Below are 14414 nucleotides of genomic sequence, written 5' to 3' on the forward strand. Positions count from 1 at the left end.
CGGGTGTATAAAGTTCGTTTATTCTTCGGGTTTCACCCATTGAACAAGAGGAAGATATATAAAGTTTTCAACGCTTTACATTTTTAAGAATTCACCATCATAAATCCAGCTTTCTGTAGCATATTTTATGTTTTTCAGCTGTCTGATACTGTGAATATCATCTTCCGTAAAAGTATATATGTTGTTTTCGGTTTCTTTCGCTGTGTAATAGTTAAGAATATACTCCTTCACTTCATCCAGCTTAAAAGCCGGTGGAAGATGTTGAGACAGATTCGTTACCGGACTTTTCACAGACTTGACAGAGACCTTTCGTTTTGCTTTTAGTCTGTTTTGTACAGGCTGACTTTCTAAAGACGTGATTAAGTGTTGCAGATCGGTTGAAAATAAAAGCGTAGCATGAAACAATACGCGATCTTTGTGGATACTTTGTGCACTTCCCGATATTTTGAGTCCGCCGATATTTATTCCTCTTCGGCTATCGGCCGAGGCATGAATACCTAACGAGGCAAGCATATCAATTATCCGTTGCACATAGTCGTCAAAATTAACGGACGCGTTTGTTTCAATAAAAGTAAGGTTCAGATTTCCGAGATCATGGTAAACAGCACCGCCACCGGAAAAGCGGCGGGCTATTTTTATTTGATTCTCGTTTACAAACCCTGTGTTTACTTCGTCAAAAATATCCTGGTGTTTGCCGATTACAACAGCCGGTTCGTTCTGCCAGAGCATAAACACATTCTCACGCGAATTTTTCAGAAAAAACTCTTCCGCGGCAAGATTAAAATAAACGTCCGTAATTCTATTATCTATACAAAGCATTTGTGTGTATTAAGAAAACAGTGTTTCATGAATAATCTCCGCTACCGTAGGATGCGGATATACATGTTTTCTGAACGCTTCAACGGTCGAACCATTATCAATTGCAACAGCAGCCAGAACGATAAGCTCCGACGCGGGATTGCCTAATAAATGACAGCCGATAATCCGATCTTCCGAGTCGACGATAATTTTACATAAACCTGAACCCGTTTCGTTTTCCGCTACAAACCGTCCGGAATATGCCATAGGTAGTTTCAATACACGATGAGGTGTTCCCTCAGCATGCAGTTCCTCTTCGGTTTTACCTACTCCCGCTATTTCAGGATTGGTATAAACCACACCCGGAATTGCTTTATAACTCATCGGGTCGTTTTCTCCAAGAATATGGCTGATCGCAACCTCACCTTCACGAATGGCTGTATGCGCTAATAACGAAAAACCGGTGATGTCTCCTGCCGCGTAAACACGAGGATGACTGGTTTGCATATATTCGTTTACCTTTACGCCGTTTCGGAGCAGTTCCACTTGCAAGGTATCCAAACCAATGTTCTGAATATTCGCTCGACGACCTACACTAACCAATACCCGATCGGCTTCAATCGTCTCCGTTTTGCCGTCTTTCTCAACCTGAACCCCTTTGTCGCTAACGCCAACTACTTTTGTTCCCAATAAGAACTTAACGCCCCTTTTGGCATAATCCGCGCGTAGCATAGCCGATGTTTCTTTATCCATTGCCCCAAGAATTTCCGGCATCATTTCAATCACATGCACTTTTACTCCCATGCTATTAAAGAAAGAGGCAAATTCAATACCAATCACACCGCCACCGATAATGGCTAATGATTCCGGCAACTCTTTTGAGTCGAGCGCCTCTTTGGAAGTCCAATAAGGTACATCAGCTAACCCCGGAATAGGAGGGATAACAGTTTCAGAGCCCGTACAGGCCAACACGTACTTTACACTATACACCTGACCTTCACATGTGATATGAATAACGTCGTGTTCCTCGCCTGTGATAACAGCCGTGCCCTGAACGATCTCCACACCACTAAAACTTAGTTTTGCGCGTACACCTGCGGTTAGTTTTCGTACAACCTTATTCTTACGGTTGATTATTTTACCTAAATCAAAAGAAGGATCACCCCCTGCAATAATTCCATACTTGTCTGCAGCTTTGATATTGTCTAATGTTTTTGCCGAATATAAAAGGGTTTTCGTAGGGATACAGCCCTCGTTTAGACAAACGCCTCCAACTGCATTGCGTTCAAAAAGAACGGTTTTAAGACCACCCAAAGCAGCTTTTTCAGCAGCATTGTAACCCGCAGGACCACCTCCTATAATTGCCAAATCGTATTCCATGGTTATATCATTATTTATGTATAAAAACTTATTAACTTATTATGTAACAAACAAACGGAAAATAAGTTATACTATTCAACATTATTTATAATTTATCTTTCTATAGATACTTTTGATAAAGCAATATAAAGATTATAAGTATAAAAATATCCTTTAAATTCCTTTTTCCATATATATAGAAAAACTTTACCACAGCTGTCGAAAAACTTTACCACAGATATAGAAAGCTTTTTCCACAGTTGTAGAAAAAGAAAAACAAAGGATATATTCTTAAAAAGAATCTATAGAAAGATCTTTTTATAGGATAGAATTTAGGAACAAATGTTGAAAAAGTCTGTCGAAGAATCTTATGCCGTTTCAGGTCGCCTTATCAGAGCCCTTCATTTAGCTTATTCCATTCCGGCATTGGATTCAAATTGTTTGCGATGAGTTACGATTCTTTTCATATTTGTCTGCGCCCATTCGGTTAGTTGAATAATGAAAGGCACTAACGAAAGTCCAACTTCAGTAAGTCTGTATTCTACTTTTGGCGGTACGACGGGATAAATCTTTCGCGAGATCAGACCGTCGGCTTCCAGCATTCGCAATGTTCCGGACAATACTCGCGATGAAACATCGGGAATCTGTCGACAAAGTTCGTTGAAACGAATGACTTTGTTTTCATTTAAAATCAATATAACGAGAAAAGCCCATTTGTTTCCGAAGCGTGAAATGACGTTACGAACCGGACAAATCTCGATAATCGAACTTTTTTCTTCTTTTTTCTTCATATCGAATAGGAAATCTATGCTCGAACAGCTGGTTGTTTACTATCAAACACAAAGTTAGTAAAGTATTGTGGTGGTATAATAAATTCTGCATGTGATTTTTTTTCTTGTTTTTTTGAGTTTGTAAGCCCCTGTCTTTCTGTAAAACCGAGCAAAAGGTTACTATGTGACATAAATGTAACTTCTTGACAGTAATATTTATAGGCTGTAACTTTACATCAAAATCAAGAAAAAGTGTTTAAATTTAAACTGGCTCTAAGATTAATAGTTGGCAAAAGTTCTTTATTAATAATCAAAAAAGTACAATTAAAAAGATGATTGGTATGAAACAGATCGAAAAAATTGTGGTTGCAGAAAATTTCAGCGCAATCAATGTTGGCAAATTAAACGAATTGGGTGAGTATGTATTGGAACTTGGTCCCGAAATAAAAATACCCGGCAAAGTATTTGGCGGTGCGGCGTTGCAGGCAACGGGTGGAGAGTTTTCGTTCCAATTGTTTGCTCCCGGAACAGAAACGGGATTTCTCCATACACATAAAACTCACGAAGAACTTTATTTCTTCCTTTCCGGGCGGGGTGAGTTTCAGGTGGACGGACAAGTGTTTCCCATCAGTGAAGGAAGTGTTGTTTGTGTAGCACCCTCCGGCAAACGCACAGTACGCAACAATGGTACGGAGCCACTTGTAATGCTTTGCGTGCAGTACAAGGGTGAAACATTCACTGCTGAAGATGCTGCTGATGGTATTATTCTAAACGACAAGGTTGAATGGTGATGTGTTGTTTGTGTTTTGGAGGAATTTCAGCATAAAGCTTAATTTGATAGTAATCAGATGGGATGAGATCCTTCGATAAACTCAGGATGACAATGGATAGGACAGGGTTTTACGGGAGATACTACTTGAAGCGTAGCGGAGTTGTGGAGATTTCCCGTAAAACCGTTGCCTGATTTTTTTTTTCTATAGAAGAGGTGTTTACAAAATGCAAAAGTGACAAAATGTGCAGGAGGAATATATTAGTCTATTTGTCTGTGATGTAGCTCTATATATAATGTCTTTCAAGAGTATCAAGAAATGAATGACGTGTCAAGAAATACGGCAAGCAGTGAATTGAAAGAATTAGAGAATGGATTTTCCATACTAATAAACAAGGGGAAAGGAGCAGGAAGCTTCTATGAGTTGATTGCACAATAATTGCACAAATTGCACGACGATTGCATAATAATTGCATCCGGTTCACAGACAAATTTGAATAAGCAAGCAAAGCCAACAAGAACAAATGGGGTAAATGTATAGAGTCGCGGAAATGTCGGTTAAATGTCGGATGTGATAACCACAAGCAACCTATGATTTACACACAATATCAGCATCATATATTTGTCATAAAACTTAACGAATTGATATTCATATATCATTAACTTTGGAGAAGTAAATTTAATGTATGTTATATATGGAATATCGTATTGAAAAAGACACAATGGGTGAGGTGAATGTGCCTGTGGAAAAATATTGGGGGGCACAAACGGAAAGATCTCGTAATAATTTCAAAATAGGTCCGGAGGCATCCATGCCGAAAGAAATTATTTATGCGTTTGCTTATCTGAAAAAGGCTGCGGCTTATGCGAATGCTGATTTAGGCGTTTTGTCTGCAGAAAAAAGAGATTTGATCGCTGCTGTTTGTGATGAAATAATTGACAGAAAGTTAGATGATCAGTTTCCTTTGGTTATTTGGCAGACCGGTTCCGGAACGCAGTCGAATATGAATGTGAATGAAGTCATATCAAACAGAGCGTTGATTTTGAGTGGCGGCAAACTGGGGGAGAAGAGTCCCGTTCACCCGAATGACGATGTAAATAAGTCTCAATCGTCAAACGATACCTATCCAACAGCTTTGCATATCGCGGCTTATAAAATGATAGTGGAACATACGATTCCTTGTGTGGAGAAACTACATACTGCTCTTCTTGAAAAGGTTGAAGCCTTTAAGGATATCGTTAAAATAGGACGAACACACTTGCAAGATGCAACCCCTCTTACCTTGGGACAGGAGTTTTCCGGTTATGCGGCACAGATTGGATATGCGTTGAAGGCTATACGTAAAACATTGGACCATCTTTCGGAACTGGCTTTAGGAGGAACAGCAGTAGGTACGGGCTTGAATGCACCTAAAGGGTATGATGTGAAAGTTGCGGAATATATATCGGGATTTACGAGTCATCCCTTTGTTACGGCTCCGAATAAGTTTGAAGCGCTGGCGTCAAACGATGCAATTGTAGGAACGCATGGGGCTTTGAATCAACTGGCCGTTGCTCTTTTTAAAATAGCACAGGATATACGCTTGTTGGGATCGGGACCGAGATCAGGTATCGGAGAATTGCAATTGCCGGAAAACGAACCGGGGTCGTCGATTATGCCCGGAAAGGTAAATCCTACGCAAAACGAAGCATTGACAATGGTTTGCGCGCAGGTATTCGGTAATAATGCAACGATTAGCTTTGCCGGAGCCAATGGGAATTACGAACTCAATGTTTTTAAGCCGGTGTTGGCTGCTAATTTTCTTCAATCCGCGCAACTTCTGGGTGATGCCGCTGTTTCATTTACCGATCATTGCGTAAGCGGCATCGAGCCAAATCTGAACCGGATAAACGAATTGGTAAACAATTCTTTAATGCTTGTAACGGCGCTAAACCCACATATCGGTTATGAAAAGTCCGCAATAATAGCAAAAGCGGCTCATAAAAACGGTACCACGCTTCGGGAGGAAGCTATAAAGTCCGGATTCCTCACAGCCGATGAATTTGATGCCTGGGTAAAGCCTGAAAACATGGTGCATGGACTATAATAAATAATGAGTACTGCCGCCCGGAAGAGCGGCAGTACGTTATCTTATGTGTACAAATTATTCAGCTAATCGTTTTTTATTACCTTTGTATAATATTTTATCTGTGAATTGGGGTAGAGGTTCTGAATAAGCAGTATTGAAAGAAAAGAAAGAAAGCTAAAAAGGGTTTATTTTCTTTTAGAATACGCGGAAAAACTTTACCTTAGTGCACTTTTTTGGGGGTTGGATATTGATAGTAATTAATAAAAAACTAAATGGTTGATCAAGACAGGATTATAAAGATTAACATCGAGGAGGAAATGAAATCGGCCTACATTGATTATTCAATGTCGGTAATCGTTTCTCGTGCTCTTCCCGATGTAAGGGATGGTTTTAAGCCGGTTCATCGCCGCGTGTTGTTCGGAATGAATGAGTTGGGAAATACATCCGATAAACCTTATAAAAAATCCGCGAGAATTGTTGGTGAAGTTTTAGGTAAATATCACCCACACGGTGACTCTTCCGTATATTTCGCGATGGTACGAATGGCTCAGGTATGGTCTTTACGTTATCCATTAGTTGACGGACAGGGAAACTTTGGGTCTGTCGATGGAGACAGTCCCGCGGCTATGCGTTATACCGAGGCCCGGTTAAGTAAACTGGCCGAAGAAATGCTGCGTGATATTGATAAAGATACAGTTGATTTCCAGCTAAACTTTGACGATACATTAAAAGAACCTACCGTTCTGCCAACACGTATTCCTAATTTATTAGTAAACGGTGCTTCGGGTATTGCGGTTGGGATGGCAACGAATATGCCACCTCATAACATGAGTGAGGTTCTTGATGCTTCGATGGCTTATATTGATAGTCGTGGAGAAATTACGATAGAAGAATTAATGGAGCATGTAAAAGCTCCGGACTTTCCTACCGGTGCTACCATTTATGGTTATGCGGGAGTGAAAGAAGCTTTTGAAACAGGTCGCGGACGTGTTATTCTTCGTGGTAAAGCGGAAATCGAACATGAAGATCATCACGAGAAGATCATCATAACGGAAATTCCTTACCTTGTTAATAAGGCGGAACTAATCAAGTATATCGCGGAATTAGTAAACGATAAACGTATTGACGGTATTTCGAACGTTAACGATGAGTCTGACCGTAATGGTATGCGCATCGTTGTGGATGTAAAAAGAGATGCTAACTCAGGTGTAGTACTGAATAAACTATACAAGCTGACAGCTTTGCAATCTTCATTCAGTGTGAATAATATCGCGTTGGTGAATGGCAGACCCCGTCAGTTGAACCTGAGGGATATGATCAAAGCGTTTATTGATCACAGACAAGAAGTGGTGCTTCGCAGAACACGTTTCGAACTTAAAAAAGCGGAAGAGCGTGCGCATATCTTACAAGGGCTGATTATTGCTTCTGATAATATTGATAAGGTAATCGCGATTATCAGAGCTTCAAAAAATCCGCAGGAAGCAATCGAAACATTGATGGAGACATTTGCTTTGTCGGATATTCAGGCCCGGGCTATCGTAGAAATGCGTTTGCGTCAGCTTACAGGTCTGGAGCAAAGCAAACTTCGCGCGGAATTTGAAGAAATAGAAAAGTTAATCGCTTATCTTAATGAAATTCTGGCAAACGAAGATGTTTGTATGCAGGTTGTTAAAGATGAATTACAGGAAGTTAAAGATAAATACGGCGATGAGCGTAGAACTGATATTGTTTACGCTTCTGAAGAACTGAATCCGGAAGACTTCTATGCGGATGATGAGATGATCATCACCATTTCGCATATGGGATATATTAAACGTACACCATTAAGTGAATTCCGCGCGCAAGGTCGTGGAGGTGTAGGAGCGAAAGGCTCGGTAACCCGGGATGAAGACTTTGTGGAATATATCTATCCGGCGTCAATGCATGCCACACTGCTGATCTTTACAGCGAAAGGCAGATGTTATTGGCTGAAAGTTTATGAAATTCCGGAAGGGGCGAAGAATGCGAAGGGTAGAGCGATACAGAATCTACTAAATATTGAACCGGGTGATAAGGTAAATGCCTTTATCCGTGTGAAGCGATTAACTACCGATAAAGAATTTATAAACTCACATTATCTATTATTCTGCACACGCAAGGGAGTTATCAAAAAGACTTTGCTTGAGGCTTATTCGAGACCTCGCCAGAATGGTGTGAACGCTATTACACTTCGTGAAGACGATGGACTGATCGGAGTATGTATGACAAATGGAGATAACGAAGTGCTTATTGCCAGCAAAAACGGACGTGCTATTCGTTTCCATGAATCTGAAGTGCGTGAAATGGGACGTATTGCTGCGGGAGTACGTGGAATGAGACTGGCTGATGATTCTATAGATGAAGCGGTAGGCATGGTCTGTATTAAGAAAAAAGAGAACGAAGCTCCGGATACAATTCTTGTTGTCTCTGAATTAGGTTATGGTAAGCGTACTGCATTGGATGATGAGAACGGAGAACCAATCTATCGTATCACGAGTCGTGGAGGAAAAGGGGTTAAAACATTGAATGTTACAGAAAAAACCGGTAAATTAGTTGCCTTTAAGAATGTAACAGATGAGAATGACCTGATGATTATCAACAAGTCTGGTATTGCTATACGCGTAAGTGTTTCAAACCTGAGTGTGATTGGACGTGCAACTCAAGGTGTTCGATTGATTAATCTTGAGAAGCGTAATGACGAGATAGCTTCTGTTTGTAAAGTTTTATCGGAACCGGAATCAGAAGAAATTCCGGAAAATGAAAATGAAGTGAATGGAACTTCCGAAACAAATAGTATTTCTGAAACTGAACAATAAAATAAATAATAGAAGATTATTAATTTCAAATTTATAGTTGTAATGAAACGAGTATTACTTACAGTTGCTCTCTGTGTAGCAGCAACAGCAGCTTTCGCCCAGAAAAAAGCCGTGAACGAAGCGCAAAGCCTTGCAAAAGGAAACAAAGATTTTGCAGAGGCCAGAACTCTTGTAAAGGGTGCTTTAGAGAACGAAGAGACTAAAAATGATCCTAAGACCTGGTTTGTTGCAGGTTTTGTTGAAGATCAACAATTTAGTGCTGAAAGAACAAAACAGATATTAGGTACTGCTCCTAATGAACCTGTAATGTACGAAGCATTAGGTGCTATTTTGCCTTTCTTTAAGAAAGCGTATGAGTTAGATCAACTTCCTGATGCAAAAGGAAAAGTGAAGCCAAAGCATGTAAAAGATATCAAAAGTATCTTGAGTGCTAATCATGTGTATTACATCAATGGCGGTGCATATTATTTCGACCAGAGAGACTATGCTAAAGCTTCTAACTTCTTTGAACAATATCTTGAGATCTCAGATCTACCTATGTTTAAGGGAGAAAAAGTAGCAGAAAGAGATTCAAACTTCATGACTGTTCAGTTTTATGCTGCAGTTGCCGCTACTCAATTAGGCGATTCAGAAAAAGCTATTCAAGCGTTAGAGCGTGCTAAAAATACAGACTTCAGACAGAATGATGTATATCAGTACCTTTGCTACGAATACGAACAGCTAAAAGACAGCGTGAACTTTGAAAAAACGTTGGAAGAAGGATTGACTAAATTCCCTGAAGAAAAATATTACCTGTTAAACCTGATTAATACTTACATTTATTCAAATAGAAACGATAAGGCTATTGAATTTTTGAACACAGCCATAGCAAAAGAACCTAACAACGCTCAATTATATGACGTGATGGGTCGTGTATATGAAACAGGTTTTAAAGATTTTACAAAGGCGGAAGAAGCATTTACAAAAGCATGTGAACTTGATCCGGAAAACACAGATATCTTATCAAATCTGGGACGTGTTTATTATAATCAAGGTGTAAATAAACAAGGAGAAGCCAACTTGATCAATGACAATAAATTGTATCAGGAAGAACTTGCTAAAGCGAAAGAATTCTTTAGAAAAGCGTTACCTCATTTTGAGAAAGCACATCAGTTGAAACCGGAAGATACGGAATACATGACTGCTTTACGCGGCATTTACTATAATCTGGATATGGGTAAGGAATTTGAAGAAATTGAAGCGAAATTAAATAATTAAGTAATATCACATATACATATAAAAGCCTTTGTAGAGAGTTCTGCAAAGGCTTTTTCTCTAAAAAAAATGAGTTGTGAGAAAAAAAATAACAATATCATGCAGCATATTACGTTTATATTGCATCTTAATGATTAGAACCGTAATTTGAGTTTTTATGAAAGCATTGATAATCTCTTTTTTCTGTATCATTTTAGGATATTCTTTTTTATTTGATAATAAGGAAGATGTAAATCCATCTCCGGTTATGAATAAGTCTGAAATTAAGGATGTGGATATTGACGTGGCACGTAAGGTTTATTATCTCAATACGCATGACTATTTTGCTCAAAAAAGATTTTCTATCCATTCAATAGATTCTATCTACTTTTCTGATCGTTTTTTCTAACCTCCGCACTATTATTATATTCTCTTTTTTTGATTAAGTTTGTATGCTTTAATAGTATTCGCTTGTTATAGCGTAAATGGTAAACCACAAATATTAAAAAGCTATGAATCTTATGAGAAAATCTATTCCTGTTATTCTTTTACTTCTCTTTGTTGCAAGTTGTGGGATGAGGGATCTTCCCCTTATTGATTCTATCCGTTTTAACCAACTTGGTTTTTATCCCCTTGAAGAAAAGATCGCTGTTTATACCGATCAAACCCCTGCGCATGAATTTCTGGTAAGAGATGTTGAAAGCGGTAAAGTTATTTATTCGTCTGTCGTTTCCGCGCCCCGAAGTTCCGTGTTTTCAGATAAACACACTTATGTGCTGGATTTTTCTTCTGTTGAATCATCCGGCAAATATCGACTGGAATTACCCGGGATAGGGCGATCTGATGAATTTGAAATAAATTCGTCTGTCCTTTCTGAGGTGGCAAAAGCTGGTGTTAAGGCGTTTTATTTTCATCGTGCATCTACTCCGATAGAGGAGCAATATGCCGGGAAATGGAATAGAGAAGCTGCACACATTGACGATAAAATTCTTGTGCATTCTTCTGCTGCTTCTTCGTCAAGACCGGAAGGTGCTGTTATTTCTTCGTCGAAAGGTTGGTATGACGCAGGTGATTACAATAAATACATAGTTAATTCCGGCTTTACTGTTGCAATTCTGCTTTCTTTGTATGAGGACTATTCTGAACAGCTAAACGGGTTGAATATGAATATCCCCGAAAGTAAAAACTCAACTCCGGACTTGTTGGATGAAATACATTGGAATTTAGATTGGATGCTAACAATGCAGGACCCAAAGGACGGAGGTGTCTATCACAAACTGACTAATCCTGTGTTTGAAGGTTTTATTACCCCTATAGAATGCAAACAGCAACGTTATGTTGTTGCTAAATCCGTTACGGCAACTTTAGATTTCGCAGCATCTATGGCACAGGCATCACGTATCTTTCAGGCATTTAATAACGATTATCCGGGCTTTGCGGATAAAGCGTTGGCTGCTTCCGAAAAGGCTTTTGCATGGGCGTTGAATCATTCTGAATCGTTCTACAGGCAAGGAGAGTTTAATAAGATATTTAAACCGGAAATAAAAACAGGAGAATATGGTGACAGATCAGTTGAAGACGAGTTTTTCTGGGCTTCGACTGAATTATATATTACAACTCGCAAGTCTGAATACCTTGATTTAGCTAAAAAATACATACCGGAAGCATTTAAACTACCGGATTGGAGTAATGTTGCTTCGTTGGGTACTTTTTCTTTGCTTCGTTGTTTGCAACCTGATACTTCAGCCGAAATACAAATGCTTTTAAATCAACAGCAAGAACAGTTGCTTAGTTATGCTGCTGCTTCAATAGAAGGAGCAGACCAGTCTCCATATCATGCTCCCTACGGCAGATTTGCAACGGATTTCTTTTGGGGTTGTAATTCGGACGCCGCATCTTCTCAGGGAATGACCTTTTTGTATGCATGGAAACTGACCGGTGACAGGAATTACCTCTCGAACGCTTTGAGAAATATGGACTACATCTTGGGGAAAAACGCAACCGGATACTGCTATGTAACCGGGTTTGGCTCTAAAAGCCCAATGCATCCCCATCATCGTTTATCTGCGAGTGATGAGATAGCGGAACCTTTACCCGGATTTCTTATTGGTGGCCCAAATCCGGGGAAACAGGATGGTTGTACGTACCCATCAAGCATACCTGATGAATGCTATATTGATATTGTGGAATCTTATGCTTCTAATGAAATCGCGATAAACTGGCAGGCTTTGTTTTCTTATTTTTCGTCTGCTCTACATTATAATTTAGAGTAAGCGGGGATTTCTTCCAGAAAACTATAATCACCCTTATCATAATTTATTTTACAGCAAAAATGTTGTAAGCCGTTACTTACAATCAGATATTTTGCTTTTAGCACCATGTTGTAACGTACGATTTGGTCAAACACGTTCATCGTGATATCGATAGACGGAGCTTTGTATTCAATGATAACTAACGGTACTAATAATCTGTCATACACCACAGTGTCACATCGTTTTTGTGTGTTGTTGAGTTTTATTCCTATTTCGTTGGCGATAAGATTTTCCGGATATTGCTTTTCTGTAAGTAAGAAATTGATAAAATGTTGCCTTACCCATTCTTCGGGAGTGATAATCACATATTTTCTGCGTAACCGGTCGAATATAACAGGCTTACCATTTTGAACAGATACTTTAACTTCAAACTTCGGTAGATTTAATGCGATCATTTACTTATATTTGTCCTTAGATAATCATATTCAAAGGTAGTGATAAATGAAGACAAAGCAAGAAATCGTAGAGAATTGGCTTCCTCGTTATACGGAACGTAAACTGGAAGAGTTTGATAAATATATTTTACTTACGAATTTCACAAGATATGTAGAATTATTTGCCGACCATTTTAATGTACCTATCCTCGGATCTAAAAGTTCGATGCCTAATGCTTCAGCAGAAGGTATCACGATCATTAATTTTGGTATGGGAAGTGCTAATGCGGCTACGATTATGGATCTTCTCTCCGCGATTATGCCTAAGGCGGTTTTGTTTTTAGGGAAATGTGGAGGACTAAAGAAAGCGAATAGCCTGGGAGATTACTTGCTTCCTATTGCTGCGATACGTGGTGAAGGCACATCGAATGCCTACCTGCCGCCCGAAGTTCCTTCTTTGCCTGCGTTCTCTATGTTGCGTGCGATATCTTCTGCTATCCGCGATGCAGGGAAAGATTATTGGACAGGAACTGTATATACAACAAACCGGCGCGTTTGGGAATACGATAGTTCATTTAAAGAATACTTACGTAATACCCATGCTACGGGTATTGATATGGAAACCGCTACTTTGCTGACAGCCGGTTTTGCGAACGAGATACCTACCGGAGCTTTGCTTATGATTTCGGATAAGCCGATGATTGAAAGCGGAGTTAAAACAGAGGAAAGTGATCGGGAGGTAACGAAAATGTTTGTGACCGAACATGTAACACTTGGTATTAACGCACTGCACCAGATCATTGACAGAAAGAAAACGATCCGTCATATCAGGTTTAGTTGGTGATTGATTTGGCATGGCTAAAAAAGAACATACTTTTGAAGGAATTGTATCGGATATAAGAGCGCGAAATTTCAGTCCGGTCTATATCCTGATGGGAGACGAACCCTTTTTTATGGATCAGATTACAGAATTGTTGCTGAATTCTGTAGTAGGGGAGTCTGAACGTGACTTTAACCAGATCATTATGTATGGGGCTGATTCGGATGCGATAAGCATAATCAATGCAGCCAAACGATTTCCTATGATGTCGGAATACCAATTGGTTGTGGTGCGTGAAGCGCAGATGATCCGTGATATAGAGGTGTTATCCAACTACGTGAAGAATCCGCTGAAATCGACTGTCCTCGTTCTTAACTACAAATATAAAACGCTCGACCGGAGAAAATCGTTGGCAAGTACGGCCGAGAAGGTTGGGGTTGTTTTCAACTCTCAGAAAGTTCCTGATTATAAAATGCCGGGATTTATCACCGCACTTCTACAGCAAAGGAAAGTGGATATCGATCAGAAAGCATCTCAAATGCTGTCTGACTACATCGGTAATGATCTGGGACGTTTAGTCAAAGAACTTGATAAATTAGCAATCATCCTTTCCGAAAAAGGCTCCAACCGGATTACGCCTGAATTAATAGAGCAAAACATAGGGATAAGCAAAGAATATAATAGTTTTGAGTTAGTCAAGGCTTTGGCTATAAAAGATGTATTAAAAGCGAACCGGATTATACAGTATTTTGAAAAAAATCCGAAAAACAATCCGATTCAGATGACTTTGCCTGTTTTATTCAATTATTTCACGAACCTGTTGATCTGTTTTTATTCCAAAGACAGAACCGAGAATGGCTTAATGGCGGCTCTTGGTCTGCGCAGTGCTTTCTTTGTAAAGGATTATGTTTTTGGTGTGCGCAATTACTCTGCGATGAAAGTTTTTAGAACTATCGGCGCCATACGGGATACAGACGCCCGCTCTAAAGGAATAGGTAATAGTTCTGCCACTGATGCGGAATTGTTGAAGGAATTAATATATTCGATATTACATTAATCGGTTTTAGTTAGTTGGT

At 39.4% G+C, this 14414-nt stretch carries 12 protein-coding genes; 8 read left to right on the top strand and 4 right to left on the bottom strand.

The annotated features are described in order from the left end of the window. Positions 1–75 precede the first annotated feature (75 nt). The 3 genes from B9Y81_RS05795 to B9Y81_RS05805 all read right to left on the bottom strand — a co-directional run bounded on the left by B9Y81_RS05795 (position 76) and on the right by B9Y81_RS05805 (position 2948). Positions 76–819, bottom strand: coding sequence for a lipoate--protein ligase family protein (locus B9Y81_RS05795; protein WP_085536066.1), 744 nt, complete (start codon positions 817–819; stop codon positions 76–78). A 9-nt stretch (positions 820–828) separates the two neighbouring features. Further along, complete coding sequence (gene lpdA / locus B9Y81_RS05800) at positions 829–2178, bottom strand: dihydrolipoyl dehydrogenase (RefSeq protein WP_085536067.1); 1350 nt, start codon at positions 2176–2178, stop codon at positions 829–831. 389 nt (positions 2179–2567) lie between these two features. After that, positions 2568–2948: a winged helix-turn-helix transcriptional regulator gene (locus B9Y81_RS05805; RefSeq protein ID WP_085536068.1), complete on the bottom strand. Its 381-nt coding sequence runs from the start codon at positions 2946–2948 to the stop codon at positions 2568–2570. A 320-nt stretch (positions 2949–3268) separates the two neighbouring features. On the opposite strand from B9Y81_RS05805, the gene B9Y81_RS05810 reads away from it, so the two are divergent. The 6 genes from B9Y81_RS05810 to B9Y81_RS05835 all read left to right on the top strand — a co-directional run bounded on the left by B9Y81_RS05810 (position 3269) and on the right by B9Y81_RS05835 (position 12105). Then, positions 3269–3718 carry a cupin domain-containing protein gene (locus B9Y81_RS05810; protein WP_085536534.1) on the top strand — a complete coding sequence of 150 codons (450 nt, stop codon included), beginning with the start codon at positions 3269–3271 and terminating at the stop codon, positions 3716–3718. A gap of 673 nt (positions 3719–4391) precedes the next feature. Beyond that, positions 4392–5783, top strand: coding sequence for a class II fumarate hydratase (gene fumC, locus B9Y81_RS05815; protein WP_085536069.1), 1392 nt, complete (start codon positions 4392–4394; stop codon positions 5781–5783). 254 nt (positions 5784–6037) lie between these two features. Continuing rightward, positions 6038–8599 (top strand): DNA gyrase subunit A, encoded by a 2562-nt coding sequence (gyrA, locus tag B9Y81_RS05820; RefSeq protein WP_085536070.1) that lies wholly within the window; start codon positions 6038–6040, stop codon positions 8597–8599. Between the two features lie 42 nt (positions 8600–8641). Beyond that, complete coding sequence (locus tag B9Y81_RS05825) at positions 8642–9856, top strand: tetratricopeptide repeat protein (RefSeq protein WP_085536071.1); 1215 nt, start codon at positions 8642–8644, stop codon at positions 9854–9856. 154 nt (positions 9857–10010) lie between these two features. Continuing rightward, the gene (locus B9Y81_RS05830) at positions 10011–10241 is read left to right on the top strand and encodes a hypothetical protein (protein WP_085536072.1); all 231 of its coding nucleotides are present in this window, start codon (positions 10011–10013) and stop codon (positions 10239–10241) included. Positions 10242–10353: 112 nt separating this feature from the next. Further along, positions 10354–12105: a glycoside hydrolase family 9 protein gene (locus B9Y81_RS05835; protein ID WP_245832408.1), complete on the top strand. Its 1752-nt coding sequence runs from the start codon at positions 10354–10356 to the stop codon at positions 12103–12105. Here B9Y81_RS05835 and B9Y81_RS05840 read toward each other — a convergent pair. Continuing rightward, positions 12090–12539: a type I restriction enzyme HsdR N-terminal domain-containing protein gene (locus B9Y81_RS05840; protein WP_085536074.1), complete on the bottom strand. Its 450-nt coding sequence runs from the start codon at positions 12537–12539 to the stop codon at positions 12090–12092. The two genes, B9Y81_RS05835 and B9Y81_RS05840, sit on opposite strands and share 16 nt — an antisense overlap. Positions 12540–12585: 46 nt before the next feature. On the opposite strand from B9Y81_RS05840, the gene B9Y81_RS05845 reads away from it, so the two are divergent. Then, positions 12586–13362: an AMP nucleosidase gene (locus tag B9Y81_RS05845; RefSeq protein ID WP_085536075.1), complete on the top strand. Its 777-nt coding sequence runs from the start codon at positions 12586–12588 to the stop codon at positions 13360–13362. Positions 13363–13372: 10 nt separating this feature from the next. Further along, positions 13373–14395, top strand: coding sequence for a DNA polymerase III subunit delta (holA, locus tag B9Y81_RS05850; RefSeq protein ID WP_085536076.1), 1023 nt, complete (start codon positions 13373–13375; stop codon positions 14393–14395). Positions 14396–14414 lie beyond the last annotated feature (19 nt).

Origin of the sequence: Massilibacteroides vaginae, from assembly GCF_900178525.1 — a bacterium.
Taxonomy (GTDB): Bacteria; Bacteroidota; Bacteroidia; order Bacteroidales; family Tannerellaceae; genus Massilibacteroides; species Massilibacteroides vaginae.

Bases quoted from the DNA above. Each gene is read 5' to 3' on its own strand.
- gyrA (WP_085536070.1), top strand. From the start codon at position 6,038: ATGGTTGATCAAGACAGGATTATAAAGATTAACATCGAGGAGGAAATG.
- B9Y81_RS05830 (WP_085536072.1), top strand. From the start codon at position 10,011: ATGAAAGCATTGATAATCTCTTTTTTCTGTATCATTTTAGGATATTCT.
- B9Y81_RS05840 (WP_085536074.1), bottom strand. From the start codon at position 12,539: ATGATCGCATTAAATCTACCGAAGTTTGAAGTTAAAGTATCTGTTCAA.
- B9Y81_RS05825 (WP_085536071.1), top strand. From the start codon at position 8,642: ATGAAACGAGTATTACTTACAGTTGCTCTCTGTGTAGCAGCAACAGCA.
- B9Y81_RS05810 (WP_085536534.1), top strand. From the start codon at position 3,269: ATGAAACAGATCGAAAAAATTGTGGTTGCAGAAAATTTCAGCGCAATC.
- fumC (WP_085536069.1), top strand. From the start codon at position 4,392: ATGGAATATCGTATTGAAAAAGACACAATGGGTGAGGTGAATGTGCCT.
- B9Y81_RS05795 (WP_085536066.1), bottom strand. From the start codon at position 819: ATGCTTTGTATAGATAATAGAATTACGGACGTTTATTTTAATCTTGCC.
- B9Y81_RS05805 (WP_085536068.1), bottom strand. From the start codon at position 2,948: ATGAAGAAAAAAGAAGAAAAAAGTTCGATTATCGAGATTTGTCCGGTT.
- B9Y81_RS05835 (WP_245832408.1), top strand. From the start codon at position 10,354: ATGAGAAAATCTATTCCTGTTATTCTTTTACTTCTCTTTGTTGCAAGT.
- holA (WP_085536076.1), top strand. From the start codon at position 13,373: ATGGCTAAAAAAGAACATACTTTTGAAGGAATTGTATCGGATATAAGA.
- B9Y81_RS05845 (WP_085536075.1), top strand. From the start codon at position 12,586: ATGAAGACAAAGCAAGAAATCGTAGAGAATTGGCTTCCTCGTTATACG.
- lpdA (WP_085536067.1), bottom strand. From the start codon at position 2,178: ATGGAATACGATTTGGCAATTATAGGAGGTGGTCCTGCGGGTTACAAT.